The sequence below is a fragment of the Cupriavidus sp. DB3 genome (assembly GCF_020418465.1).
GTDB lineage: Bacteria > Pseudomonadota > Gammaproteobacteria > Burkholderiales > Burkholderiaceae > Cupriavidus > Cupriavidus cauae.
On sequence record NZ_JAIZPL010000001.1, the window covers coordinates 1,267,147 to 1,292,225 of the forward strand.

Annotated in this window: 16 protein-coding genes and 2 pseudogenes; 8 read left to right on the plus strand and 10 right to left on the minus strand. The window is 69.9% G+C overall.

Annotated features, from left to right (window positions below):
- Positions 1–13: 13 nt before the first annotated feature.
- Positions 14–2,758: a penicillin-binding protein 1A gene (locus K7G19_RS05455; protein WP_226106190.1), complete on the minus strand. Its 2,745-nt coding sequence runs from the start codon at positions 2,756–2,758 to the stop codon at positions 14–16.
- A 322-nt stretch (positions 2,759–3,080) separates the two neighbouring features.
- Here K7G19_RS05455 and K7G19_RS05460 point away from each other — a divergent pair, with 322 nt between their 5' ends.
- Complete coding sequence (locus K7G19_RS05460) at positions 3,081–3,785, plus strand: glutathione binding-like protein (protein WP_150082815.1); 705 nt, start codon at positions 3,081–3,083, stop codon at positions 3,783–3,785.
- Positions 3,786–4,010: 225 nt separating this feature from the next.
- The gene (locus K7G19_RS05465; RefSeq protein ID WP_226106192.1) at positions 4,011–5,447 is read left to right on the plus strand and encodes a S9 family peptidase; all 1,437 of its coding nucleotides are present in this window, start codon (positions 4,011–4,013) and stop codon (positions 5,445–5,447) included.
- A gap of 36 nt (positions 5,448–5,483) precedes the next feature.
- Here the strand turns inward: K7G19_RS05465 and K7G19_RS05470 are convergent, their stop codons facing one another.
- Positions 5,484–6,428: a LysR family transcriptional regulator gene (locus K7G19_RS05470; protein WP_226106194.1), complete on the minus strand. Its 945-nt coding sequence runs from the start codon at positions 6,426–6,428 to the stop codon at positions 5,484–5,486.
- 352 nt (positions 6,429–6,780) lie between these two features.
- Here K7G19_RS05470 and K7G19_RS05475 point away from each other — a divergent pair, with 352 nt between their 5' ends.
- The 4 genes from K7G19_RS05475 to K7G19_RS05490 all read left to right on the plus strand — a co-directional run bounded on the left by K7G19_RS05475 (position 6,781) and on the right by K7G19_RS05490 (position 11,809).
- Entirely contained in the window at positions 6,781–7,491 is a 711-nt protein-coding gene (locus tag K7G19_RS05475; protein ID WP_226106196.1) for a 2Fe-2S iron-sulfur cluster-binding protein, read from the plus strand.
- Positions 7,488–8,486 (plus strand): xanthine dehydrogenase family protein subunit M, encoded by a 999-nt coding sequence (locus tag K7G19_RS05480; protein ID WP_226106198.1) that lies wholly within the window; start codon positions 7,488–7,490, stop codon positions 8,484–8,486. Before K7G19_RS05475 ends, K7G19_RS05480 begins: the two co-directional genes overlap by 4 nt.
- Positions 8,479–10,734, plus strand: a complete 2,256-nt coding sequence (locus K7G19_RS05485) for a xanthine dehydrogenase family protein molybdopterin-binding subunit (RefSeq protein WP_226106200.1) — start codon at positions 8,479–8,481, stop codon at positions 10,732–10,734. Before K7G19_RS05480 ends, K7G19_RS05485 begins: the two co-directional genes overlap by 8 nt.
- Before the next feature lie 187 nt (positions 10,735–10,921).
- Positions 10,922–11,809, plus strand: coding sequence for a DUF3626 domain-containing protein (locus tag K7G19_RS05490; protein WP_226106202.1), 888 nt, complete (start codon positions 10,922–10,924; stop codon positions 11,807–11,809).
- Between the two features lie 17 nt (positions 11,810–11,826).
- On the opposite strand, the pseudogene K7G19_RS05495 reads toward K7G19_RS05490, so the two are convergent.
- The 7 genes and pseudogenes from K7G19_RS05495 to K7G19_RS05525 form a co-directional block, all read right to left on the minus strand.
- Positions 11,827–12,558 (minus strand): annotated as a pseudogene (locus K7G19_RS05495) (YoaK family protein); the annotation flags it as partial.
- Between the two features lie 95 nt (positions 12,559–12,653).
- Positions 12,654–13,616 (minus strand): YihY/virulence factor BrkB family protein, encoded by a 963-nt coding sequence (locus K7G19_RS05500; protein WP_226106204.1) that lies wholly within the window; start codon positions 13,614–13,616, stop codon positions 12,654–12,656.
- 13 nt (positions 13,617–13,629) lie between these two features.
- The gene (locus K7G19_RS05505; protein WP_226106206.1) at positions 13,630–14,154 is read right to left on the minus strand and encodes a host attachment protein; all 525 of its coding nucleotides are present in this window, start codon (positions 14,152–14,154) and stop codon (positions 13,630–13,632) included.
- A 111-nt stretch (positions 14,155–14,265) separates the two neighbouring features.
- The gene (locus tag K7G19_RS05510) at positions 14,266–14,643 is read right to left on the minus strand and encodes a hypothetical protein (RefSeq protein ID WP_226106208.1); all 378 of its coding nucleotides are present in this window, start codon (positions 14,641–14,643) and stop codon (positions 14,266–14,268) included.
- A gap of 193 nt (positions 14,644–14,836) precedes the next feature.
- A pseudogene (locus K7G19_RS05515) lies at positions 14,837–18,076 on the minus strand (efflux RND transporter permease subunit).
- A 13-nt stretch (positions 18,077–18,089) separates the two neighbouring features.
- Positions 18,090–19,313, minus strand: coding sequence for an efflux RND transporter periplasmic adaptor subunit (locus K7G19_RS05520; RefSeq protein ID WP_226106210.1), 1,224 nt, complete (start codon positions 19,311–19,313; stop codon positions 18,090–18,092).
- 161 nt (positions 19,314–19,474) lie between these two features.
- Positions 19,475–21,133 carry an ATP-dependent DNA helicase RecQ gene (locus K7G19_RS05525; RefSeq protein ID WP_226106212.1) on the minus strand — a complete coding sequence of 553 codons (1,659 nt, stop codon included), beginning with the start codon at positions 21,131–21,133 and terminating at the stop codon, positions 19,475–19,477.
- A gap of 311 nt (positions 21,134–21,444) precedes the next feature.
- Between K7G19_RS05525 and K7G19_RS05530 the strand changes: the two genes are divergently transcribed.
- Entirely contained in the window at positions 21,445–22,614 is a 1,170-nt protein-coding gene (locus K7G19_RS05530) for an MFS transporter (protein WP_226106349.1), read from the plus strand.
- Between the two features lie 94 nt (positions 22,615–22,708).
- Here K7G19_RS05530 and K7G19_RS05535 read toward each other — a convergent pair whose 3' ends face one another.
- Entirely contained in the window at positions 22,709–24,097 is a 1,389-nt protein-coding gene (locus K7G19_RS05535) for an FAD-binding oxidoreductase (protein WP_226106214.1), read from the minus strand.
- Between the two features lie 531 nt (positions 24,098–24,628).
- Here K7G19_RS05535 and K7G19_RS05540 point away from each other — a divergent pair.
- Complete coding sequence (locus K7G19_RS05540) at positions 24,629–25,051, plus strand: VOC family protein (RefSeq protein ID WP_223819542.1); 423 nt, start codon at positions 24,629–24,631, stop codon at positions 25,049–25,051.
- Positions 25,052–25,079 lie beyond the last annotated feature (28 nt).

Genomic DNA, 25,079 nt, shown 5'->3' on the forward strand with positions numbered 1-25,079 from the left:
GCGACTACTGCGATCAGCCGGGGGCATTGGGGCTCGCCGCGCCGTTGGTGGCCGGCGGTAGCGGTGCCGGCGTTGGGGTTGGGGCCGGTGGCGGGGCCGGTGCGGATGGCGGTGCCGACGGCACGGCGGGCGGTGCCGCCTGCGGCAGCGGCGCAGCAGACGGTGCAGGCGACGGCGCGGGCGCCGCCGGCGTCGGTGGTGTTGCCGATGGCCGTGCACCGGCCGATCCGTTCGCGGCCCCTTGCGCGGCCCCGCTGCCCTGCCCCGCCGGCGGCGAAACCGCGGGAGGCGGGGCGTTGCCAGTGCCGACGCCCGGTGCCGGATAGCTTCCCGGGTAGCCCCCCGGATTCGGCCCCGCATTCGTGCCGGCGGCGCCAGGCGTACCGGTTCCATTGATCGCCCCAGGCGCCGCCCCGGCCGATGCCGGCTGGCCGGCCCCGGCAACCGGCTCCCCGAACGGCGCCGATGCCTGCGGATCGGTCGGCAACGGCAGCGGCTCGGCCTCGTCCAGCACCTCAGGCTCGGAGGCCATGCCGCTGTCCACCGGCGTCTCCTGCCGCGCGGCCGGCGCCGGCGTGACGTGGACCTCGGCCGCCGCCTCCGGCTCCGACGCCGGACCGAAGGTGCGCGCCCACCAGCCTTCCACCGACTTCAGCCACGGATCGAGCATGCCCGGCTGCTGCTGGTTCTCGAAGCGCACGCGCTGATCGATGGCGCGCGTCTGCAAGGCGCGGCGGAACACGTCGCCGACGATCGGCAGCGCGCTGTGTGCGCCCTGGCCCCAGTAGTCGCTGCGCAGCGTCACGCGCGCGTCGTTGAAGCCGACCCAGGCGCCGGCCACGAGCTGTGGATGCATCAGGATGAACCAGCCGTCGGCGTTGTCCTGCGTGGTGCCGGTCTTGCCGGCGACGTCGGCATGGATGCCGTAGCGGGTGCGAATGCTGGCGCCCGTGCCGCGGGCGACCACATCGCGCATCACGTCGAGCAGCGTGTAGGCGACCGCGGGCGGCAACACGCGCTCCGGCGATGCCGGGCGGAAGGACTCGAGCACATGGCCGTCGCGGTCCTCGATGCGGGTCACCATGGTCGGTTCCTGATAGGCGCCGCCGTTGGCGATGGTGCCGTAGGCCGCGACCATTTCCTTCAGCGTCACGGGACTGGTGCCCAGCGCCAGCGACGGCACCGTGTCGAGCCGGCTCTGCCGCACGCCCATCGCCCGCGCCAGGTTGGCCACGCGCACCGGGCCGACCTGCTGCATCAGCTGCGCGGTGATGGTGTTCTTCGAATAGACGAGGCCGTCGCGCAGCGTCAGTTCGCGTCCGCTCGGCGGGCCGCCGTCGGTCGGGCGCCAGACCTCGCCCCCGGCCAGCCGGATCTCGACGGCCTCGTCGCGCAGCGTCGTGTCCGGGCCGATGCCCTGCGCAAAGGCCGCGCCGTAGACAAAGGGCTTGAACGTCGAGCCGGGCTGGCGGCGCGCCTGCTGCACGTGATCGAAGGCATCGTCGGCGAAGTCGCGGCTGCCGACCCACGCGCGGATCTCGCCGTTGCGCGGATCGATCGCCAGAAAGCCCGCCTGGATGCGCGTCTTCTGTTCGTGCAGTTTCTGCATCGCGTCGGCGTTCTTGCGCACTTGCGCCAGCGCGTCCGCATCGGCGAGGCCTGCCTCGCGCGCGGCACGGTATTGGGCGGTCTCGCGCATGAAGGCCTCGACCAGCGCGCGATTCGCGCTCCAGCCACCGCGCGGGGACCACGCCGCATTGGCGATTCCCTGCAGCCGCGCGCCCTGGCGCGCCACCGCCTGGTTGGCCATCGCCTGCAGGCGCGAGTCGATGGTGGTATGGACCACCAGGCCGTCGGTGTAGATGTTGTAGTCGTTGCGGTCGGCCCAGTCGATCAGCCACTTGCGCAACTGCTGCGCGAAATGCGGGGCCGGCCCCTCTTCCGGCGATTGCCGCTCGAAGTCGATCCGCAGCGGGCGCTTCTTCAACGCCTCGAATTGCGCGGGCTTGAGCTTGCCGCGCTTGACCATCTGCGCCAGCACCGTATTGCGGCGCTCGACCGCGCGCTCGGGATTGAGCACCGGGTTGTAGTAGCTGGTGCCCTTGAGCATGCCGACCAGCGTGGCGCTCTCGAGCACGTCGAGCCGGTCGGCCGGCTTGTCGAAATAGGTGCGCGCCGCCATCTCGATGCCGGTCGCGTTGTACAGGAACGGCACCGTGTTCAGATAGGTCTCGAGAATCTCGTCCTTCGAATACAGCGCCTCGATCTTCAGCGCGGTGATCGCTTCCTTGATCTTGCGCGTCACGCTGGCGGCGCGGCCGATCTCCTCCGGATACAGGTTGCGGGCCAGCTGCTGGGTCAGCGTCGAGCCGCCCTGCCGATCGCCGGACAGCGTGTACCAGGCTGCCGCCGCGGTGCGCCGCCAGTCCAGGCCGAAATGCTCGTAGAAGCGGTGGTCCTCGGTGGAAATCAATGCCGCCACCACGTTGGGCGAAATCTTGTCCAGCGGCACCCAGTCGCGGTTGGCGCGCTTGAACTCGGCCAGCACCTTGCCGTCGGCCGACAGCACCTGGGCGGGGCGCTCGGACTTGGCCTTGCGGATATCGCTGATGCCGGGCGTAAACGGCACCAGCACCAGCGTATAGGCGAGAAAGAGGACGGGCATCGCGGCCACGCCCCAGGCGATCTGGCGGCCGGTGGGCCGGCGCAGCCGCGCCCGCCAGTCGGCGAGGGTGCTGCGCAGACGGTCGCGCATCATGGCGCGCGCTCGCCGGCGTGGCCGGCGCTGAGTAGGAAAAGACGCTTCACACGGAGTACTGCGAATTCGGGAAGCGTGCATCGTACCAAAACGGGCGGTGGCCGCCGCCGATGCCCGGCGCGGGACCGTCCCTACGCGTTGCCGGCAAAGGGCTTATGATCACCTCTGCCCGCCGCGGCGGTCGCGATGCACGGCGCCACCGTCGATGCCAACCTCGGCGCCATCGCCGGCGCCTCCCGGTGCCCTCCGGTGGCACCGCCCGGCGCCATCGCCATCCGCGGCGGCAACCGTCCCGTCAAGCCAGGACCAAGACCAAGGAACCATGCCCGATCTTTCCGCGTACCCGATCACCCGCAAATGGCCCGCCCAGCATCCCGACCGGCTGCAGCTGTATTCGCTGACGACGCCCAACGGCGTCAAGGCGTCGATCATGCTGGAGGAAATCGGGCTCCCCTATGAGCCGCACCTGGTGCGGTTCGACGCCGACGATCAGCTCTCGCCCGAATTCCTGTCGCTGAATCCGAACAACAAGATCCCCGCGATCCTCGATCCCAACGGCCCGGGCGGCAAGCCGCTGGCGCTGTTCGAGTCCGGCGCGATCCTGCTTTACCTGGCCGAGAAGACCGGCAAGCTGCTCCCCGCCGATCCGGCCGCGCGCTATCAGACCATCCAGTGGGTGATGTTCCAGATGGGCGGCGTCGGCCCGATGTTTGGACAGGTCGGCTTCTTCCACAAGTTCGCCGGCAGGGAGTACGAGGACAAGCGCCCACGGGACCGCTACGTCGCCGAATCGCGGCGCCTGCTCGGCGTACTCGAGAAACACCTGGCCGGGCGTGACTGGATCATGGGCGAGCAGTACACCATCGCCGATGTCGCCACCTTCCCGTGGATCCGCAACCTGATCGGCTTCTACGAGGCCAGGGAGCTGGTCGGCTTCGACGATTTCCCGCAGGTGCAACGCGTGCTCGATGCCTTTGTCGCGCGGCCGGCGGTGATCCGCGGGCTGGAAATTCCCAGGCGCGGCTGACCGGCGGCCACCACCGTCCTTGGAGCGGCCGCCCGCAGGAGCCGCCTGCAGCAGCCGCCCGGCATTTCGCCAGACGAAACGCTGGGCGGCTTTTCTTTTACTTTTCGTCTCCTCGTCTTTAGACTTCGTGCACGGTCGTTCGTTTTCGTGACGAAGCGATGTGGCAGTGCGGCATGAAGGCGAAGGCCTCCCCAGTGTCCAAAACGAGATAACGAGGAGACAACCATGCAGCTCACCAAGCGCGCCGCCCTGGCGCTGGCGCTGGCCGCCGCATTGCCGCTCGCTGCCTGCGGCGGCGACGACGACGATCCGCCGCGCCAGCCGGAAGAGACCCGCGCCCAGGACAGCCGCACCTTCACCGTCAACGAAGCCGCCCTCGCCTTCCCGGCGCTGGCCGACGCGCCGGAGACCGACCGCTGGACCGGCACGCTGAAGGGCTCCGGCTACCGCATCGAGGTTCCCAAGCAGTGGAACGGCAAGCTCGTGATGTACGCGCACGGCTATGCCGGCACCGGCGCGGTGCTGGGCGTCACCACGCCGAGCATCCGCCGCCATCTGATCGAGGCCGGCTACGCGTGGGCGGCGTCGAGCTACAGCAAGAACTACTACGACGTGCGCGCCGGTGTCGAGGACACCAATGCACTGGCGCTGGCCTTCGTGCAGATCGCCGCGCAGAATCGGCGGCCGCTCGCGCCGCCGAGCCGCATCTATATCATCGGCCATTCGATGGGCGGCCATATCGCCGCCGCGGCGGTCGACCAGGAGACGCTGGATACCGCCAACAACAAGGTCCGCTATCACGGCGCGGTGCCGATGTGCGGCGTGCTCGGCGATACCGAACTGTTCGACTACTTCGCGGCCTACCAGCTCGCCGCCCAGCAATACGCGGGCCGTCCGGCCACGGCGTGGCCGGTAAACAACTGGGCCGAGATCGCACCGGCGGTGCGCGACGCGCTGTTCACCACCTTCCCGAGCGCAACCACCGCGCAGGGCGACAAGGTCAAGGCGATCGTGCAGAACCTCACCGGCGGCGCCCGTCCCATGTTCGATCAGGGCTTCGCCGGCCCGGTGCAGAACACGGTGTGGGGCACCTTCGGCGGCGACGGCACCATCAACGGCATCCTGAACCGCAACGGCGTGTCGACCACCAGCATCGTCTACCAGCTCGACGGCGATCCGGCGCTGTCGGCGGAAGAAACCACGCTGAACGACACCATCCTGCGCGCCAGGGCCGATCCCGAGGCCAACCGCCTGCGGCGCGACGGCCTGCGCTGGATCCCGAAGACCAATGCGCGCATCAACGTGCCGGTGGTCACGCTGCATACGCTCGGCGACATGTACGTGCCGTTCAGCATGCAGCAGATCTACAAGCGGCGGGCCGATGCGCAGGGCACCGCGCAATGGCTGGTGCAGCGCGCGATCCGCGGCGTCAGCCATTGCGATTTCACGGTGGCCGAGCAGAAGGCGGCGTTCGAGGCGATGGTGCAGTGGGAACAGGGCGGGCCGAGGCCGGAGGGCGACAACGTGCTCGACGCCGCCACCGTGGCGCGGCCCGACTACGGCTGCAGGTTCACCGACAACACGGTGAGCGCGGACGATTCGCCGGCCATCGCGCAGGGCCGGCCGCAGATCGCGGCGGCCCTGCCGTGTCCGGCGTCGTAAGGCGAGCCGCGTAGTGGAACCGCGGCGGCGCGTCGATCAGGCGCGCCGCCGCACGGCCGGCAGCTCCAGCACAATGCGCTGGAAGTCCTCATGTCCGGCCAGCGTCTGCACCAGAAAATCCGCCAGCAGGCGATTGCGCCGCGGCACGTGCGCGCGTGCCGGCATGTACAGGAACACCCCGTAGCGCTCGGTCGTATGCTGGGGCAGCACCGGCACCAGCCGCCCGGCCCGCAGGTGCTGCGCCACCGCGTACTGGAAGAACTGCCCGATCGCCGCGCCGCTGGCCACCGTCTCGACCTCGGCATCGACATCGTTGGTCGCGACGAACGGCGCAAAGGTGCGCGTCTCGATCGCGCCGTCGACCAGGAATTCCCACGGAAACACCTTGCCCGTGCGCGGATGCAGGAAGCTCGTGCAACGGTGCCGCTCCAGCTCGGCGATGCTCCGCGGCACGCCGTGCCGCTCCAGATAGGCAGGCGCCGCGCAGACGATCAGCTGCAGCGGCGCGATGCGGCGCGCCACCAGCGAGCTGTCGGGCAGGCTGCCGGTACGCAGGCCGATATCGATGCCCTGCTCGATCACGTCGGTCAGCTGGTCGCCGACCAGCAACTCGACCGCGACGTCGGGATACGCCTGCACGAACGCGGCGATGGCCGGCGCGACATAGCGGTGCGCCAGCGAATACGGCGCCGCAACGCGTACCACGCCGGCCACGTGCTCGCGGTCGCCATCGATATGGCGCAGCGCCACCTCGAGCGATTCGACGGGACGCTGGCACTGCGCCAGCAGCTGCTCCCCCTCGCGGGTCAGGCCGACCTTCTGCGTGGTACGGTGCAGCAGCCGCACGCCGAGCATCCGTTCGAGCAGCATCACCTGCTTGCTGGCCGCCTGCGGCGACATGCCGAGCTCGCGCGCGCCCTGGCTGAAGCTGCGGGCCTGGGCCACACGTACGAATACCGTCAGCGCTCGCAAGCGGTCCATCGCGCCATCCTGTCCGTGCGGTTCGAAGGGGGGAATGTGGGGATGATCGGGGCCGTCGCGGCCCGCGTCGATCGCGCCCGGCGGCCCCTGGCTTGCAGTATCGCGGCAGCGCGCTGACAAGCCGCTGACCCGAAACTGTCACCACGCTGACAGCGTCGTGACGATGCGCTGACGGCGTCGCCGCCAAAGCCAATGCCCGCCTCGTTCCTAGCCATCCGGTTGAAGAGGTTTCAACCGCGCCGAGGCTACCACCCGATAAAGCGATTGCGCAAACTGCGCCCGATCGCGCTGCTGCCGGCTCGTTTCATCCACGGCAGCACCGCGCCCCGCCACCTCGACTCGGGAGCTCCCCATGGGCAATCGCCACGACGACACAGGCACGCCACGGCTCAGCCGGCGCGCGTTTCTCGGTACCACGGTGGCCGCCGGCGGCATCACGGTGCTGCCCGTCACGCCGGCCGTCGCGCAAACACCGGGCGCCGCAGGCGGCGCGCCGATGCCGGCCGCAGCCGGCGAACCCGGCAGGCCGGGCGCACCGAACGCACCGGTCACGCTGACCGTCAACGGCAAGCGCCATCAGCTCGCGCTCGATGTCCGCACCTCGCTGCTCGACGCGCTGCGCGAGACGCTGCATCTGACCGGCACCAAGAAGGGCTGCGACCACGGGCAATGCGGCGCATGCACGGTGCTGCTGAACGGCCGCCGCATCAACGCGTGCCTGACGCTGGCGGTGATGCACCAGCAGGACGAGATCGCCACGATCGAGGGACTGGAGCGCGGCGGACAGCTGCATCCGTTGCAGGCCGCCTTCATCGCGCACGACGGCTTCCAGTGCGGCTTCTGCACGCCCGGGCAAATCTGCTCCGCGGTCGGCATGCTGCGCGAGGTCGCCGACGGCGTGCCCAGCCATGCCAGTGCCGACCTGAGCGGCGCCCGCACGGTATCGCTGCAGGACCTGAGCGAGGCCGAGGTGCGCGAACGCATGAGCGGCAACCTGTGCCGCTGCAGCGCCTATCCGAATATCGTCGCCGCGATCCGCAGCGCGGCCGGGAGCCAGCGATGATCCCATTCACCTACGAGCGCCCGACCGCGCTCAGGGAGGCGGTCGCGGCAGCGGCCCAGCCCGACGCGCGCTTCATCGCCGGCGGCACCAATCTGCTCGACCTGATGAAGCTGCAGATCGAGCGGCCCACGCGGCTGGTCGACGTCAACGCGCTGCCGCTGCAGGGCATCGAGGCCGGCGCCGACGGCACGCTGCGCATCGGCGCGACCGTGCGCAACAGCGACCTCGCGGCCCACCCGCTGGTGCGCGAACGCTATCCGCTGCTGACGCGCGCGCTGCTGGCCGGCGCCTCCGCGCAGATCCGCAACAAGGCCACCACCGCCGGCAATCTGCTGCAGCGCACGCGCTGCCCCTACTTCTACGACACCGCGATGCCGTGCAACAAGCGCTCGCCCGGATCGGGCTGCGCGGCGCTGCGCGGCTTCAACCGCATGCATGCGGTGGTCGGCCACAGCGAGGCCTGCATCGCGGTGCATCCATCGGACATGGCGGTCGCGCTGAGCGCGCTCGACGCGCGCATCGAGACCGTGCAGCCCGATGGTCGCATGCGCGTGATCCCGATCCAGCAGCTCTATCGCGCGCCGGGACAGACGCCGCATCTGGAGACCAACCTCGCCCCGGGCGAGCTGATCGGCGCGGTGGTGCTGCCGCCGCCTCCGCCCGGCGTGCAGTCGTACCGCAAGGTGCGCGACCGCGCCTCGTTCGCGTTCGCGCTGGTATCGGTGGCGCTCGTCGCACAAGTCGACGGCGGTCGCATGCACAACGTGCGCGCGGCCTTCGGCGGCATCGCCTATCGGCCGTGGCGCGTTCCCGAGGTCGAGGCGATGCTGACCGGCAAGGCGCCGTCGGCCCGGCTGTTCGCCCGGGCCGCCGACGCGGCGCTGGCCGGCGCGCGCGGCTTCGGCGGCAACGATTTCAAGATTCCGCTGGCCAGGCAGTTGCTGCAGGCCAGCCTGACGCTGGCATCGCAACGCGACGGAGCCCACCATGGATGAACTTCAGCAGCGCCAGCGCAGCGGCCAGCAATGGATCGGCGCACCGGTCGATCGGGTCGAGGGGCGCCTCAAGGTCACCGGCCGCGCGGTCTATGCCTGCGATCACGTGCCGAACGGCCGGCTCGCCTACGGCTATCTTGTCGAAAGCACGATCGCGCGCGGCCGCATCGCCGCGATCGATACCGAGGCCGCCGCGCAGATGCCCGGCGTGATCCTGATCGTCACCCATCGCAACGCGCCGGCGCAGTCGCCCTATGGTCCGCCCAAGGTGGCGCGGCGCTTCGAACGGCCCAAGCCCATGCTCGACAGCGACCGCGTACGTCACTACGGCCAGCCGGTCGCGCTGGTGATCGCCGAATCGTTCGAGGCCGCGCGCGACGCCGCGGCGCACGTACGCGTGCGGTACACCCCGGAATGGGGCGCGAAGTTCGACATGACCGCCGAGCTGCGCAACGCCTATGTGCCGGACGGCATCAATGCGGGCATGCCGCACGACACCGCGGTCGGCGACTTCGACGCGGCGTTTGCCGCCGCGCCGGTGCGGATCGACGCCACCTACACGACCCCGTACGAACACGTCAATCCGATGGAGCCGCACGGCACCGTCGCGCAGTGGTCGGGCGACCGGCTGTTGATCCATACCTCGACACAGATGGTCGATACCTGCCGGATCGCGGTGTCGCGCACGCTGAACCTGCCGACCGAGAACGTGCGCGTGGTCTGCAAGCATGTCGGCGGCGGCTTCGGCTCCAAGGTGCCGACCCATGCCGACGCGATCTTGGCAGCGATCGGCGCGCGGATGACGGGCCGGCCGGTCAAGGTCACGCTGACGCGGCAGCAGATGTTCGCCAACACCAACCACCGCACCGAGACGCGCCAGCGCATCCGCCTGGCCGCCGGCCGCGACGGCCGCATGACGGCGCTGGCGCACGATGTCATCGAGCAGACCGCGATGTACGACGAATTCGCCGAGCAGACCGCGGCCTTCACGCGCTCGCTGTATGCCGCGCCGAACCGGCGCACCAGCCATCGGCTGGTCCGGCTCGACCTGCCGCCCTCGGACATCATGCGCGCGCCGGGCGAGGCGCCGGGCGCGCTGGCGCTCGAATGCGCGGTCGACGAGCTGGCGCATGCGCTGCGGATGGACCCGATCGAACTGCGTATCCGCAACGAGCCGCGCGTCGACCCCGAGCGCAACGTGCCATTTTCCACGCGGGGCCTGGTCGCCTGCATGCGCGAGGGCGCCGAGCGCTTCGGCTGGTCGCGCCGGCCCTCGACGCCGGGCAATATGCGCGACGGGCGCTGGCTGATCGGCTACGGCATGTCGGCGGCGATCCGGCCGAACTACCTGCAGGCGTCAAAGGCGGAGGTCACGCTGTATCGCGATGCCACCGCGCGCGTGCGGCTGTCGATGACCGATATCGGCACCGGCACCTATACGATCCTGACGCAGATCGCGGCGCAATCGCTTGGCCTGCCGATGCAGGCGGTGCAGGTCGAGATGGGCGACAGCGACTTCCCGCCGACGCCCGGCTCCGGCGGCTCCTGGGGCGCGGCCAGCACCGGCTCGGCCGTGTTCAATACCTGCGCCGCGCTGTGCCGCCGGCTTGCGGAGGTCGCCGCGGCGGACCGCGCCTCGCCGCTGTTCGGCACCGACCCGGCGCAGGCTCGCCTGGCGGACGGCCGCCTGCATGCCGGTGGCAGATCGGAGCCGGTGGGCGCGCTGCTCGCCCGTGCGATGCCCGACGGGCTCAGCGTCACCGGCGAGGTGCAGCGCGGTCCGGAATACCAGACTTATTCGCAGCACGCCTACGGCGCGCATTTCGCCGAGGTCGGCGTCGACATGGACACCGGCGAAATCCGGCTGCGGCGCATGCTGGGCGTATTCGCCGCGGGCCGCATCCTGAACCCAAAGACGGCGCGCTCGCAGATGATCGGCGGCATGATCTGGGGCGTGGGGGCGGCGCTGATGGAAGAGACCATGGTGGACCCTCGCTACGGCGCCTTCGTCAACCGCGACCTGGCCGGCTACCACGTGCCCGCGCATGCGGACATCCCGGCGATCGAGGCGGTCTTCCTCGACGAATACGACGACAAGGCCAATCCGCTCGGGGCCAAGGGCGTCGGCGAGCTGGGCATCTGCGGCGCAGGGGCGTCGCTGGCCAATGCCGTGTTCAATGCGACCGGCATCCGGCTGCGCAGCTATCCGCTGACGCTGGACAAGGTGCTGGACGGCATGCGGGCTTGATCGGGCGAAGGACAGGCATGGCACGCGCTTCGCATCGGCGACGTTAGAATGCATCGGCTACTGCGGCGGCAAGCCGCACCGCAAGTCGACCTGCGAGCCCAACCGCAAGCCCAACGCAAGCCCAACGCAAGTCGAACCGCAAGCCGACCTGCAAGCCGCACCGCAAGCCAATCGCCAAGCGACCGTCATGCCCGTCCATGCCACCGATACCGGGGATTCATGGGTACCGCCCCCGGATTCTCCCCAGGCCCGTGCCCTGGCCCATGTCGCCGCACGCAGCCTCGGCGAGCCGATCGACCCGACGCTGCGCGTCACGCTCAATTTCCATCCCGACCGCCTGCACCGCGGCGTGCCGTTCCTGCAGGCGCTTGCCAACGACGGCGTCTATCGCTCGCAGTTCGAGACCGGCACCAGCAATGGCGGCCTGACCGCGCATCCCGGCGGCGACCGCTGGCAGTGGGAGAGCCGGCTGTTCGGCGGCGCCTACGATGACGCCGCGCCGGCCGAGCGCCCGAAGTACGGCGCGCTCAATTTCCGCGGCCGTGCCACCGGCGGCTCGCCGCGCTTCGGCTCGGCGCATCTGCGGCTCACCGGCGCGGTGCTGGGGCGCACGACTTTCTGCTATCCCGACAGCGTCTACGAGCCGACGGCGTTCGGCGTGGCCGAGCGCATGGGCCTGATGGCGCTGGCAGCCACGGCGCAGCCCGACCCGCTCGACGACTATATCGAGGCGCAGGTGCACGGACCGGTCGATCTGGCGCGCGATGTCGAGGCGCTTGTGCTCGATCCCTGCTATCGCGGTACCGAGATCGAGGCGATGGCCCGCGCGCTGCCTTGCGCGCTGGAATGGCATGCGGGCTTCCGGCTGTCGGTCGACGAACTGCGCCGCCACCCCGGCTATCGCGGCCCGCGCTACGTCGAACTGGGCTGCGCGCTGGCACGCGGCGGCTGGCTGACGCCCGCGCTGATCGGCGAGGCGGCCCGCGGCGGACAGCATGACTCGCAGGAGTTGAAGAAGGTATGGCACTACCTCGCCCGCTTCGGCGAGCGGCGCCGCGAGCCGGCGGCGGACTAGCGGCGCGACGCGAGCCGGCGCAGATCATCCCAGACCGGTACGGCCGCCAGCGCGCCAAGCAGCGCCGCGAACAGCACCGTCATGCCAAAACCGACCTGCTTGAAACCCAACGCACCGGCGGCGCCGCCGACGAAGAACAGGCCAACCAGCGTGGCCAGCATGACGAGCTTGCGCCGATCGGCGACGACGCGCGCAGCGCCCTCGCCTTCGGTCAGGTTCCAGTAGAACAGCTTGCCGAGTTCGATTCCGATATCGGTGACCATGCCGGTCACGTGCGTGGTACGGATCTCGGCGCGCGACAGCTTGGTGATCAACGCGTTCTGCAGACCCATGATGAAACACAACACCGCGACGGTGGCGGGCACGAACAGCCATTCGCGACGTTCGAGATTGCCGCCCAGCAGACCGAAGCACAGCAGCAGGGCGGCTTCGACCATCAGCGGCAGCGCGTACTGGCTGTGCAGCCGCACCCGCCGCGCCCAATTGACCAGCATCGCCGACAGTGCGGCGCCCGCCACGAAGCAGATCAACGCGCCCAATCCGGCCAGCATCAGCGCGGCATGGCCGACGGCGAGGTCGTCGGCCATCGCAGACACGATGCCGGTCATGTGCGAGGTGTACTGGTGTACCGCGAGAAAGCCGCCGGCATTGATGGCCCCGGCGACGAAGGCCAGGTAGCGGGCCAGTTGCCAGTTGGCCAGGGTACTCCTGTCCTTTCCGGTCAGATTGCGCAGGTACGTGATCGGCATGGTGCGGGCGCTCGGCGGAGGGGCACCGCCGCACAGGGCAGCGGCCGCAGGTACTCTACCATGGCGTCCCGCCGCCGCGGCGGCCGGATCCGCGCCTAGGACTGGCCCGAGCGCTCGCCGGGATGCTCGGCCGGCTGCCGTTCGACAAAGCGCCCGGTCTTGACCTGCACCGTCCGTTCGGCCGGCTGCTGCCCGCGCAGCGAGCCGTAGCGATGCGCATACAGCCAGGTGAATTCCGCACCGAGCAGGAAGATCTGCGCGGAGTAGTAGACCCACACCAGCAGCACCACCAGCGAACCCGCGGCGCCGTAGCCCGAGGCCACGCCGGTCTTGCCGATATACAGGCCGATCAGGAACTTGCCGAACGTAAACAGCAGCGCGGTCACCAGCGCGCCCAGCCAGACGTCGGGCCAGCGCACGCGGGCTCGCGGCATGATCTTGTAGATCATCGCGAAGCCCGTGGTGATCACCGCCAGGCTGAAGACGAAATCGACGGCATGGGCCAGCGCCTCCTCTTCCCCGAACAGCGGCGCCCATCCGCGCGACAGCGCCGCCAGCGCGGCGCTCGCCAGCAGCGACACGATCAGCAGGAAGCCGATGCCGAGGATCATGCCGAACGACAGCACGCGCGCGCGCAGCAGGCCCCACAACCCCGAGGTTTTCTGCCGTTCCGGCACGCGCCAGATGCGGTCGAGCGCGCTCTGCAGTTCGGCGAACACGGTGGTCGCGCCGATCAGCAACGTGACCAGCCCGGCCAGCGCCGTCAGCGTGCTGGTGGCCGGTTCGCTGACCGCCGCGAGCATGTCCTCGATGGCCTTCGCGCCCTCGGTGCCGAAAAAGCCCTGCAGTTCGGCGACGATGGCCCCGCGTGCGGCGTCGGCGCCGAACACCACGCCCGCCACCGAAATGACGATCAGCAGCAGCGGCGCCACCGAGAACACCGTGTAGTAGGCGATCGCGGCGCCCATGCTGGGCGCGTAATCGTCGATCCAGGCGCTGACCGTGTCCTTCAGCAGTCCGTAGAGATTACGGACCGCGCCCACCACGCGGCGCGGCATGGCGGCCTCGCGCTCAGCTGGCGGACTGGCCGCCGGCCCGATCGCCGGCGAACTTCGCGGCGAACAGCCGTTCGGTCAGTTCGCGCTCGGGCAGATGCACCAGGTCCTTGTCGACTTCCTCGGTCACCACGTTGGCGACCTGCGCGGGCAGATGCTTGCGCAGCAGCCCCAGGAAGCGCGGCGCGGCGGCGATGCGCAGTTCGTCGTAGCGCTGCTTCTGCAGCGCCTCGGCCAGATGCTCGGCGACGCGCCGGGCGAAGCCCTCGGCTTCGAGATGCAGCTCGTCCTCGCCGGCCGACGACGTGACGCTCGACGGCGCACGCTGGCGGCCCGTGCCGCCGCCCACGGCCGGCCCCGCGCCGGGGCCCGCTCCGGCGCCTGCGCGGCGTCCATAGGCGTCGCGGCGCAGATCGGCGGCATCGGCATGCGCGCCGGCGTCGGTCAGTTCATCGATGCAGGCCAGTTCCTGGCCGGGCTTGTGCCCTTCGAGAATACGGGCGATGGCCTCGTCGGCCACCAGGACCCAGGTGGTTTTCATCGGGTGCTCCTCTGCTTGCTCAGCGGTTGACGCCTGACGCATCGGCGCCGAAAGGGCCCATGGCGCCCATCGCGCCGTGGACCTGCGTCGGTGCGCCGCGGCAATCCATTGCTACTGGCTGGTCGCGTCCTCGTCCCCGTGTTCGTCGCCGGCGACGGCGATCTTCACGGGGCCCTGCTGGCCCTTGTCTCCCTTGTTGTCGTTCTGGCTGTCCTGGCCGTCCTCCCCTTGCTGGAGGACCTTGCGCTCCTCGACGTTCTCCGCGCCGCCGGAGGTCATGCCATCGCCCAGCGTGTTGCCGCTGCCGGACACGCCGCCCGCGGCGCCGCCCGACGCGCCGCCCGCAGCGCGCTCCTCGGCCTGCACGGTCTCATCGGTATTGGCGGCCTCGCGATCGGGGCGCTGCGCCGGATCGGTGGCGGGATTCTGCCCGGGGTTCTGCTGGCCCCCGCCGCTGCCGCCCTTTCCGCCTTGCGGTTGCTGTGCCATGGTGTCCTCCATTCGTCACGATGCCTGCAGCCGAAGCTGCAAGAAGCCTGCCATTGGCGGCGGCGCATGCGCAGCGGGGGCCGCAAACCGCGTCGGGGCGGGCTTGCGGCGGGAGGAAGGCCTGTGCGGCCGGCATCGGCTCCCGCCCGCGCACCGGGCCCGTGAGTAACAAATACCCGGGCGGTAAGGTTCTTCACGCGGTCCTGGTCGAGGCTTCGCCGGCCTGCGGACGGTACTTTCCGCCGAACCAGCGATGCACCGCGACATAGAACAGCGGCACCCAGAAGATCGCCAGCACCGTCGCCGTGATCATGCCGCCGATCACGCCGGTACCGATCGCATGCTGGCTGCCCGAGCCGGCACCGACCGACGTGGCCAGCGGCACCACGCCGAGCACGAAGGCCAGCGAGGTCATCACGATGGGCCGCAGCCGCATCCGGCTGGCCTCGATCGCCGCCTCGACGATGCCCTTGCCCTGATCCTGCAGGGCCTTGGCGAACTCGACGATCAGGATGGCGTTCTTGGCCGACAGCCCCATCGTCGTCAGCAGGCCGACCTGGAAGAACACATCGTTGGGCAGGCCGCGCAGCAGCGTCGCCGCCAGCGCGCCGACGATGCCGAGCGGCACGATCAGCATCACCGAGAACGGGATCGTCCAGCTCTCGTACAGCGCGGCCAGGCACAGGAATACGACCAGCAGCGACAGCGCGTACAGCGCCGGAGCCTGCGCGCCCGAGAGCCGCTCCTCGTACGACAGTCCGCTCCAGGAGTAGCCCACGCCGGCCGGCATCTGCGCCATGATCGCCTCCACCGCGGCCATCGCTTCGCCGGAGCTGTGGCCGGGCGCCGGCTCGCCCAGGATCTGGATCGCCGCCACGCCGTTGTAGCGCTGCAGCTTGGGCGAGCCGTAGCCCCAGCTGCCGCTGGCAAACGCGGTGAACGGCACCATGGCGCCGCGCTCGTTGCGCACGAACCATTTGGCCAGATCGTCGGGATTCATCCGCGCGTCGGGCCTGCCCTGCAGATAGACCCGCTTGACGCGGCCCTGGTCGATGAAGTCGTTGACATAGCTCGAGCCCCAGGCGATCGACACCGTGCCGTTGATCTCGGCCAGCGACACGCCGAGCGCACGGGCCTTCTCGTCGTCGATCTGCAGCCGGTATTGCGGCTCGTCGTTCAGGCCGTTCATCCGCACCCGCTGCAATTCCGGGCGTTGGGCGGCCAGCTGCAGGAAGCGGTCGCGCGCCTGCATCAATACCTCCCTGCCGACGCCGGCCCGGTCCTGCAGATAGACGTCGAAGCCGGTCGCATTGCCCAGCTCCATCACCGCCGGCGGCACGAAGGCGAAGGCCATCGCATCGCGCATGCCGCTGAACCGCGCCTGCGCGCGCCGCGCCAGGTCGAACACGCTGGTCGCCTCGCCGATGCGTTCGTGCTACGGCTTGAGCAGCACGAACGCAAAGCCCGAGCTCTGGCCGCGGCCGGCGAAGTTGAAGCCGTTGACGGTGAACAGCGACTGCACCACGCCGCCCTCTTCCTGCAGCAGATACTCGCGCAGCCGGTCCAGTACCTGCTGCGTGCGCTGCGCCGACGCGCCGGGCGGCGTCTGCACCTGCGCGAACAGCACGCCCTGGTCCTCGTCGGGCAGGAACGAGGTCGGGATCCGCGTGAACATCCACGCCGCCAGCGCCAGGATCAGCAGGTAGACGGCGAAATAGCGGCCGCGGCGTTTGAGTACCGCCACCACGCCGCGCTCGTAGCCGCGCGTGGCCGCGTCGAAGGCGCGATTGAACCAGCCGAGCGGGCCGCGTTTCGGCGCGCCGTGCCCATGCCCATGCCCATGCCCATGCCCATGCCCATGCCCATGCCCATGCCCTTGCCCTTGCCCTTGCCCTTGCCCATGCCCTTGCCTTTGCCTTTGCCCATGCTGCGGCAGCGGACGCAGCATCGTCGCGCACAGCGCCGGCGTCAGCACCAGCGCGACCAGCACCGACAGCACCATCGCCGACACGATGGTGATCGAGAACTGCCGATAGATGACACCGGTGGAGCCGCCGAAGAACGCCATCGGCAGGAACACCGCGGACAGCACCAGCGCGATGCCGATCAGCGCGCCCTGGATCTGCCCCATCGAACGGCGCGCGGCTTCCTTCGGCGACAGCCCTTCCTCGGCCATCAGCCGCTCGACGTTCTCGACCACCACGATGGCGTCGTCGACCAGCAGCCCGATCGCCAGCACCATGCCGAACATCGTCAGCGTATTGATCGAATAGCCGAACGCCGCCAGCACGCCGAAGGTGCCCAGCAGCACCACCGGCACCGCAATGGTGGGAATCAGCGTGGCGCGCACGTTTTGCAGGAACAGATACATCACCAGGAACACCAGCACCACCGCTTCGAGCAGCGTGCGCACCACGCCCTCGATCGAGGCCGAGATCACCGGCGTGGTGTCGTACGGATAGACCACCTGCATGCCGGGCGGGAAGAACGGCTCGAGCTCGCCCAGCGTCGCGCGAATCGCCTTGGCGGTATCGAGCGCATTGGCGCCGCTGGCGAGCCGGATCGCGATGCCGGAGGCCGGGCGGCCGTTGTACTGCGCATTGATGTTGTAGTCCTGGCCACCGAGGCCGACCTCGGCCACGTCCTTGAGCCGGACCTGCGAGCCGTCGCCGTTGACCTTGAGCAGGATCTCGCGGAACTGCTCGGGCGTCTGCAGGCGCGTCTTGCCGACCACCGTCGCGTTCAGCTGCTGGCCGGCGACCGACGGCAGTCCGCCCAGCTGGCCCGACGCGACCTGCACGTTCTGCGCCTGGATCGCGGTCCTGACGTCCGACGGCGTCAGCTGGTAGGCGGTGAGCCTGGCCGGATCGAGCCAGATCCGCATCGCGTACTGCGCGCCGAACACCTGGAAGTCGCCCACGCCCGGCGTGCGCGACAGCGGGTCCTGGATGTTCGAGACGATGTAGTTGGCGAGGTCTTCGCGCGTCATGCTGCCGTCGCTGGACACCACGCCGACGATCATCAGGAAATTGCGCACCGACTTGGTCACGCGGATGCCCTGCTGCTGCACCTCCTGCGGCAGCAGCGGCGTGGCCAGCTGCAGCTTGTTCTGGACCTGCACCTGGGCGATGTCCGGGTTGGTGCCCTGCTCGAAGGTGACGGTGATGGTCATGTTGCCGTCGCCGTTGCTCTCGGACGAGATATAGCGCAGGCGGTCCAGCCCATTGAGCTGCTGCTCGATGACCTGCACCACGGTGTCCTGCACGGTCTGCGCCGACGCGCCCGGGTAGTTGACCTGGATCGCGATGGTCGGCGGCGCGATGGCCGGATACTGGCTCACCGGCAGCGCGCCGATCGACAGCGCGCCCGCCAGCATGATCACCAGCGCGATGACCCAGGCGAAGATGGGGCGTTCGATAAAGAATCGGGACATCGAGGCGCTCCGTTCAACGCTGGGAGACGACGGCGCTGGCCGCGCTGCTTGCGTTGGCCGTGTTGGCCGTGTCGGCCGGCGCCACCGCCGTCAGCGGCAGCGGCCGCACCTTCATGCCCGGCCGCACGAATTGCAGCCCCTCGACGATCAGCCGTTCGCCCGGCTGCAGGCCGCCGCTGACCAGCCAGTTGTCGCCGATCACGCGTTCGGCCTCGATCCGGCGCAGCTCGACCTCGTCGTTCTGATTGACGAGCAGCGCGGTGGCCTGCCCCTTCGCGTCGCGCGTGACGCCGCGCTGCGGCGCCAGCATGGCGGCGGGCCGCACGCCCTGCTGCATCCGCGCCCGCACGAACATGCCGGGCAGCAGTTCGTGGCGGGGATTGGGAAACACCGCGCGCAAGGTCACCGAGCCGGTGCCGGTGTCCACCCCCACCTCGGTGAACTCGAGCCAGCCCGGCTCGGCGTACTCGCTGCCGTCTTCGAGGATCAAGCGCACGCGCGCGGCGTTGTCCCCCGCGGCTTCGAGGCGGCCGGCCGCGAGATCGCGCCGCAGCCCGAGCAGCGCGGACGACGGCTGCGTGACATCGACATAGATCGGATCGAGCTGCTGCACGGTGGCCAGCGCGTTGGCCTGGCCGTTGGTGGCGAGCGCGCCCTCGCTGGCGAAGGAGCGGCCGATGCGCCCCGAGATCGGCGCGAGCACCCGGGTGTAGCGCAGGTCGATCGCCGCGCGGTCCACCGCCGCCTGCGCCGTCAGCCAGGCCGCTCGCGCCTGCTCGTATTCCTGCTGGCTCACCGCCCGATCACGCGCCAGCCGCTCGTAGCGCTGCGCGGTCTGCCGCGCGGACTCCAGCGTCGCCGACGCGCTGGCGTGCGCGGCCTGGTAGATGGACGGGTCGATCTGGTAGAGCTGCTGCCCCTGCCGGACCTCGCTGCCCTCCTTGAACAGCCGCTTCAGAATGATGCCGTCGACCTGCGGCCGAACCTCGGCGACGCGGTAGGCCACGGTACGGCCGGGCAGTTCGGTGCTGAGCGCCACTGGCTGGTGCCGCAGCGTGACATAGGCGACCTCGGGGGTCCGGGCGGCGGCGGGGGCCTGCTCCTTGCCGCAGGCGGCCAGGGTCAATGCCGCCAGCAGCAGTGGCAGCAGCAGCGGCGCGGTGGCTGGCGGCCTCGAAGAAGACGATGCCGGTGAAGACGGCGAACGGGATGCGGCGAAGGCGGGGTCGGCAGGCATGGCGGCAATCGGAGAACATCGGGCGGCACCGATGCTATCCGTCGCTGCCGGTCAAGCCGCTGGCGCCAGGCTGACGGTTTTGTCATGTATGGCCCGGCACGGCTCAGGCGCCTTCCGTGCGCCGCCACAGGACCGCGACCGCCACGCGTACGAGCGGCGGCCTACGCCTCGCGCCTCAGATAGCGCGGCACGAAGCGGCGGATCGTGCCGTCCGGGAAGCGCACATCGACGCGTTCGCGCGTGGTCGCCACCACGGTCCCGACGCCATGACGGCGGGCGCGCACCTTGTCCCCTTCGGCGAAACGCGGCGCGCTGGCGCCGGTTTTCGTTTCGGGCAGCGGCTCGACCGGATGGCGCGCGGCCTCGGCGGCCCGCACGCAGCTGTCGCAGGTGCCGCAGCGTTCCGGGCCGCCGTGCTCGCCGTAGTACTCCAGCAGCATCGCCCAGCGGCAGCGGCCGCTGCGAGCGTAGTGCAGCATGGCCTCGAGCGTGGCGCGGTCCTTGTCGCTGCGTTCGGCGTACTGCGCCGCGATGCTGCGCACCGCCTCGGCATCGTTCTTGTCCGGCTGCCGGCTGTAGCTGCCGTCCTGGTGGCGGCGCGCGATATCGGCCTCGCACAGCATCGTCAGCGCGACCTGCAGCTTGCGCCGGGCCACATTGGGCAACGCCTGATGCAGCGCGTCGAGCGACAGCGGCGCGGCGGCATCGCGGCGGCCGCCCATCGCCGCGACGATCTGTTCGAGCGTATCGGCGCCGGGATAGCGGTTGGCCAAGAAGAACTGCTGGACGCGCTTGTCGCGCTCGTCGTGCAGCAGCGTGCAGCGTGCCGGCTTGCCATCGCGCCCGGCACGGCCGGTCTCCTGGTAATAGGCATCGAGGCTGCCGGGCAGCTGGGCATGGACGATGAAGCGGACATCGGGCTTGTCGATGCCCATGCCGAAGGCGTTGGTGGCCACCATCACGCGGCAATCGCCAGCCATGAAGGCTCCCTGGCTGTCGCGGCGCTGCGCGGCGGTGCAGCGGCCGTGATAGAGGGCCACGTCCTCCCCGGCCTCCTTGAGCCCGGCATGCAGCCGCTCGGCCTCGCGCACCGTGGCCGTGTAGACGATGCCCGCGCCTGGCTCGCGCGCGACCAGGCTGCGCACCTGCGCCAGCCGCTCGTCGTCGCCGGCGACATGCTGGACCGCATAGATCAGATTGGGCCGGTACAGGCCGGCCTTGACCACGCACAGCGACTGCAGGTCCAGCTGCGCGGCGATATCGTGGATCAGCGCGTCGGTCGCGGTCGCGGTCAGCGCCAGCACGGGCGGACGCCCGAGCGCGCGCACCGCATCGGGAATGCCGAGATACGCGGGACGGAAATCATGGCCCCACTGCGAGATGCAGTGCGCCTCGTCGACGACCAGCAAGGCGACGCGATTGCGCTGGATCGACGCGATGACTTCGGGGTCCTGCAGCTGCTCCGGCGTGGTCAGCACAATCCGCTCGTCGCGGCGGGCCAGACTGTCCAGCGCGGCATCGGCCGCGGCATCGCCGACCGCGCTGTTGACCACCGCCGGATCCAGCTCGAGTCCTTCCAGCTTCTCGGCCTGGTCCTGCATCAGCGAGATCAGCGGCGAGACCACCACCGTCAGGCCGTCCAGGCACATCGCCGGCACCTGGTAGCACAGCGACTTGCCGCTGCCGGTGGGCATCACCGCCAGCGTGTCGTGGCCCTGGAGCACGCTGTCGATGACTTCGGCCTGGCCGGGGCGCAGCCGCCGGATGTCGAAGCGTTCGCGCAGCAGGCGCCGGATGGAATCGGGCAGCGAGGTCGTCATGTCGGAGCGGCGGCTGCAATTTCCGTGCCGCGCCCTCCCTGCCGCGCGCGTTCCACGATGCGGCCGCGGCGGTCCGTCTTTGAGAAAAATTGACACCCCCAAACGGACGGACTTACGCTCGGTCGTCCCTGGACATGCCCCGCACGCCGCCTCGCGCCGCCGCGCCGCAAGCCCTTCCGGGCACCGCAGTCCCCCATACCCATAACGACAAATCTCTCCGAGACAGCCCCGCCGTGCCTTCCTCCCGCCTGAACCCCTCGCTGCTCAGCGAACTGCGTCCCGCCCTGCCGATCCTGATCGGCGCTTCCGTGATGTTGAGCCTGGCCATGGGCCTGCGCCAGAGCCTGGGCATCTTCATGCCGCCGCTGACGCGCGACATCGGCATCTCGGTATCGGACTTCACCGTGGCGATCGCGGTGCAGAACCTCGCCTGGGGACTGCTGCAGCCGATCGCCGGCGCGTGGGCGGTGCGGGTCGGCTTTCGCCCGCTGATGATGAGCGGCGCCACGCTGTATGTGCTGGGGCTGGCCCTGCTCGCCGGAGCGGAGGGGATGATCGGCGTCACGCTGGGCGCCGGCGTCGCGATCGGCGCCTCGATGGCCTGCACCGGCAGCGCGATCGCGATGGCGGTCGCCGCCCGTCCGATCTCGCCGACGCTGCGCAGCACGGTGCTCGGCATCGTGTCGGCCGCCGGGTCGCTGGGCGCGCTGATCGCCGCGCCGATCGGGCAGGTCGTCGCGCAGGGCTACGGCTGGCGCGTCGGCATGGCGGCCTTCGTCGTGCTGGCGCTGGCGATGCTGCCGGCCGCGTGGTTCGCCGGCCGTGTGGACCGGCTGCCCGCGCCGGTGTCGACCACCGGGATCGAGCAGAACGCACGCCAGGCGCTGGGCACCGCGCTGCGCCATGCGCCCTTCCTGGTGATGGCGCTGGCGTATTTCGTCTGCGGCATGCAGCTGGTCTTCCTGACCACGCATCTGCCGTCCTATCTCGATGTCTGCGGCATGGACGCGATGCTCAGCGCGCAGGCGCTCGGCGTGATCGGCGGCTTCAACGTGCTGGGCAGCCTGTTCTTCGGCTGGGCCGGCGGCCGCGTCAACAAGCTGCTGCTGCTCGGCGGCATCTACACGGTGCGCTCGCTGGCGCTGACCTGGTACTTCTCGTCGGCACCGACGCCCGAGAGCACGCTGGTGTTCGCCGCGGTGATGGGCTTCCTGTGGCTGGGCGTGGCGCCGCTGGTGGCGGGCTGGATCGCGGAGACTTTCGGCCTGCGCTGGCAGGCCATGCTGGGCGGCGTGGCGTTCTTCAGCCACCAGATCGGCAGCTTCGTCGGCGCCTTCGGCGGCGGTCTGCTGTTCGACGCGCTCGGCTCGTACACGCTGGCCTGGCAGGTCGGCGTATCGCTGGGCCTGGCCGCCGGCCTCGCGCAGATCGCGTTCGCCGTGGCGACGCGGCCGCGGCCGCCGCGGGTGGCGACGGCCTAGGCCGCGCCAGCTGCGCGGCGCGGCGAAACGCGCTGGCGTGATTGCCTTATTGCGTGGTTGCGTGGTTGCGTGGTTGCGTGGTTGCGTGGTTGCCTTATTGCGCCGGCCGGATGTTCTGATTGCCGCGGAACAGATTGTCCGGATCGTATTCGCGCTTGATCTGCGCCAGCCGCGCATAGTTGCTGCCATAGGCCGCATCCACCCGCGTGGTCTCGTCCTGCGTGAGGAAGTTCACGTAGACGCTGCCCAATGCGAACGGCGTCAGCGCGTCGAACAGGCCGCGCGTCCACTGGATGCAGCGCTGATCGTCGGCGGGCTGCTGCCAGCGGCCGTGGATGTTCATCACGAAGTTGGCATCGCGATGCGCATAGGCCGTGGCGTCCACCGGCACGCGGCCAACATGCCCACCGAGCGCGCCGATGAAGATCTCGCATTCCGGCGACGGCAGCGTCGCCAGGCCATCGTTCAGCACCGCCAGCATGCCGTCGTCCAGCCGCGCGAAATTGTGCGACTTCCAGTAGTTGCGCGCGCCCGGCGTCAGCAGCGGATCGAAGGCCTTCTGCCACGCGGTATAGGGCATCGCGCCCAGGTGCTCGCCATAGGGCTGGCCGAATTCGCGCAGCGGCGCGACCGCGTCCGCCCCATCGGCCGACGGGCCGATATAGCAGCTGGCCAGCACCATCACCGGTTTGCCGTGCACCTCGGCCGGCAGGAAAGGCAGCGGCGGCGCCAGCCGGAACACCGCCCATACCGTCAGTTCGTCGGGCGCGGCCTCGATGAAGTCACGATAGCGCGGGAACACCTGCGCCGCCTGTTCGAACGGATACACCACCAGGCCGCCGTAGATTTCGGGGCCGACCGGATGCATCTCGAACTCGAACTGCGTGACCACGCCGAAATTGCCGCCGCCGCCGCGGATGGCCCAGAAAAGATCGGGATCGTTGTCGGCATCGACGCGGCGGAACTTGCCGTCCGCCGTGACGATGTGCGCGCCCAGCAAATTGTCCACCGTGGTGCCGTACTTGCGGCTGATCCAGCCGAAGCCGCCGCCGAGCGTCAGCCCCGCGACGCCCGTGGTCGAGTTGATGCCCAGCGGCGTCGCCAGCCCGAAGGCCTGCGCCTCATGATCGAAATCGGCGAGCGTCGCGCCTGGATCGACCCAGGCCACCCGCGCCTGCGGATCGACCACCACGGACCGCATGGTCGACATGTCGAGCACCAGTCCTTCGTCGCAGACCGCCGTGCCGGCGATGTTGTGGCCGCCGCCTCGCACCGCCGCGCGCATGCCGTTCTGCCTGGCAAAGCGGATCGCGCTGATGACGTCGGCGGCGCCGGCGCAACGGGCGATCGCGCCCGGCCGGCAATCCACCGTGGCATTCCACACCTTTCTCGCTTCCTCATAGCCGGGATCGTCTGCCTGCAACACCGCTCCCCGCATACCCGACTTCCATTGGTCGATGGTTTCCCTGGTCACACTGGTCATGGCGCACCTCGTCTTGCTTTTGACGCAGCGCCCTCGACAGGCTGTCCGGCCTGGGGCCGCGCGGTGGCGGGGTGATGGCCATCACGTGGTGTGCGTGCCCGGATCGATCGGGTCTGGGACCTGGGAGGATGAGGGTAGAAGGCGGGATCGGCGGAGGGCGCTGGTGCGGAACATTTAAGGCGGGGGGTTGGCAAATGTAAAGCCGGGCTGTTTGCGTGCCATTCCGCGCGCCATTCAGGCCATTCCATGCGAAGGCAAGCGGAATTTGCGGGTGCCGACCTCGTGCGGGATAATCGCGGCGTCGAAAAAGACAGCGGCGGTATCGGTTAGTCCGCCCGCCCCGAATCAGGGGTTCTGTCGGCACCCGCCGACCCGCGACCTTCGCCCGCAGATCCGGTGGGCAGGGCCGCGTGCGTCCACGTCGACACGTCGACTTGCTGTCCATCCCCGGTCTCGGCGCGAAGCCTTTTCGTTCGACGCTGTGTCGGCTGCCCCATCGGCATGCCGTGCAGCCTTTTCAGCGAGGCCATCATGAAGCAAAGCATCTCCGTCGTTACCCTCCCCGTCGCCGATCTCGACCGCGCCAAGGCCTTCTATTGCGGTGGGCTGGGCTGGTCGCCGGTATTCGACAACGGCGACATCGCGTTCTTCCAGTTCAACGGCTTCATCGTCGGGCTATGGAACAAGACCTCCTTCGAGGCGGAAATCCATGGGCCGTCGAGCCCCGGCGCACGCGGCTCGGCGCTGGGCCACAACGTCGAATCGCCCGAGGAAGTGGACCGCCTGATGGCGCAGGCCGTGGCCAGCGGCGCCGAACTGGTATCGGCGGCGCGCGCCTTGCCGTGGGGCGGCTATTCGGGCTATTTCGCCGATCCGGACGGACACCTGTGGGAGGTGGCCTACAACCCGGCCTGGCCGATCTCGCCCGAGGGCTACGTCACCTTCGCGAGCTGAGGGCTGCGGGCCGCGGCGCCGGTGTCGG

Excerpts from the sequence above, each read along its gene's own strand:
- K7G19_RS05525 (WP_226106212.1), bottom strand. The coding sequence starts at position 21,133 with ATGACGACCTCGCTGCCCGATTCCATCCGGCGCCTGCTGCGCGAACGC.
- K7G19_RS05535 (WP_226106214.1), bottom strand. The coding sequence starts at position 24,097 with ATGACCAGTGTGACCAGGGAAACCATCGACCAATGGAAGTCGGGTATG.
- K7G19_RS05465 (WP_226106192.1), top strand. The coding sequence starts at position 4,011 with ATGCAGCTCACCAAGCGCGCCGCCCTGGCGCTGGCGCTGGCCGCCGCA.
- K7G19_RS05530 (WP_226106349.1), top strand. The coding sequence starts at position 21,445 with ATGTTGAGCCTGGCCATGGGCCTGCGCCAGAGCCTGGGCATCTTCATG.
- K7G19_RS05510 (WP_226106208.1), bottom strand. The coding sequence starts at position 14,643 with ATGGCACAGCAACCGCAAGGCGGAAAGGGCGGCAGCGGCGGGGGCCAG.
- K7G19_RS05540 (WP_223819542.1), top strand. The coding sequence starts at position 24,629 with ATGAAGCAAAGCATCTCCGTCGTTACCCTCCCCGTCGCCGATCTCGAC.
- K7G19_RS05490 (WP_226106202.1), top strand. The coding sequence starts at position 10,922 with ATGCCCGTCCATGCCACCGATACCGGGGATTCATGGGTACCGCCCCCG.
- K7G19_RS05500 (WP_226106204.1), bottom strand. The coding sequence starts at position 13,616 with ATGCCGCGCCGCGTGGTGGGCGCGGTCCGTAATCTCTACGGACTGCTG.
- K7G19_RS05520 (WP_226106210.1), bottom strand. The coding sequence starts at position 19,313 with ATGCCTGCCGACCCCGCCTTCGCCGCATCCCGTTCGCCGTCTTCACCG.
- K7G19_RS05470 (WP_226106194.1), bottom strand. The coding sequence starts at position 6,428 with ATGGACCGCTTGCGAGCGCTGACGGTATTCGTACGTGTGGCCCAGGCC.
- K7G19_RS05455 (WP_226106190.1), bottom strand. The coding sequence starts at position 2,758 with ATGATGCGCGACCGTCTGCGCAGCACCCTCGCCGACTGGCGGGCGCGG.
- K7G19_RS05460 (WP_150082815.1), top strand. The coding sequence starts at position 3,081 with ATGCCCGATCTTTCCGCGTACCCGATCACCCGCAAATGGCCCGCCCAG.
- K7G19_RS05485 (WP_226106200.1), top strand. The coding sequence starts at position 8,479 with ATGGATGAACTTCAGCAGCGCCAGCGCAGCGGCCAGCAATGGATCGGC.
- K7G19_RS05505 (WP_226106206.1), bottom strand. The coding sequence starts at position 14,154 with ATGAAAACCACCTGGGTCCTGGTGGCCGACGAGGCCATCGCCCGTATT.
- K7G19_RS05480 (WP_226106198.1), top strand. The coding sequence starts at position 7,488 with ATGATCCCATTCACCTACGAGCGCCCGACCGCGCTCAGGGAGGCGGTC.
- K7G19_RS05475 (WP_226106196.1), top strand. The coding sequence starts at position 6,781 with ATGGGCAATCGCCACGACGACACAGGCACGCCACGGCTCAGCCGGCGC.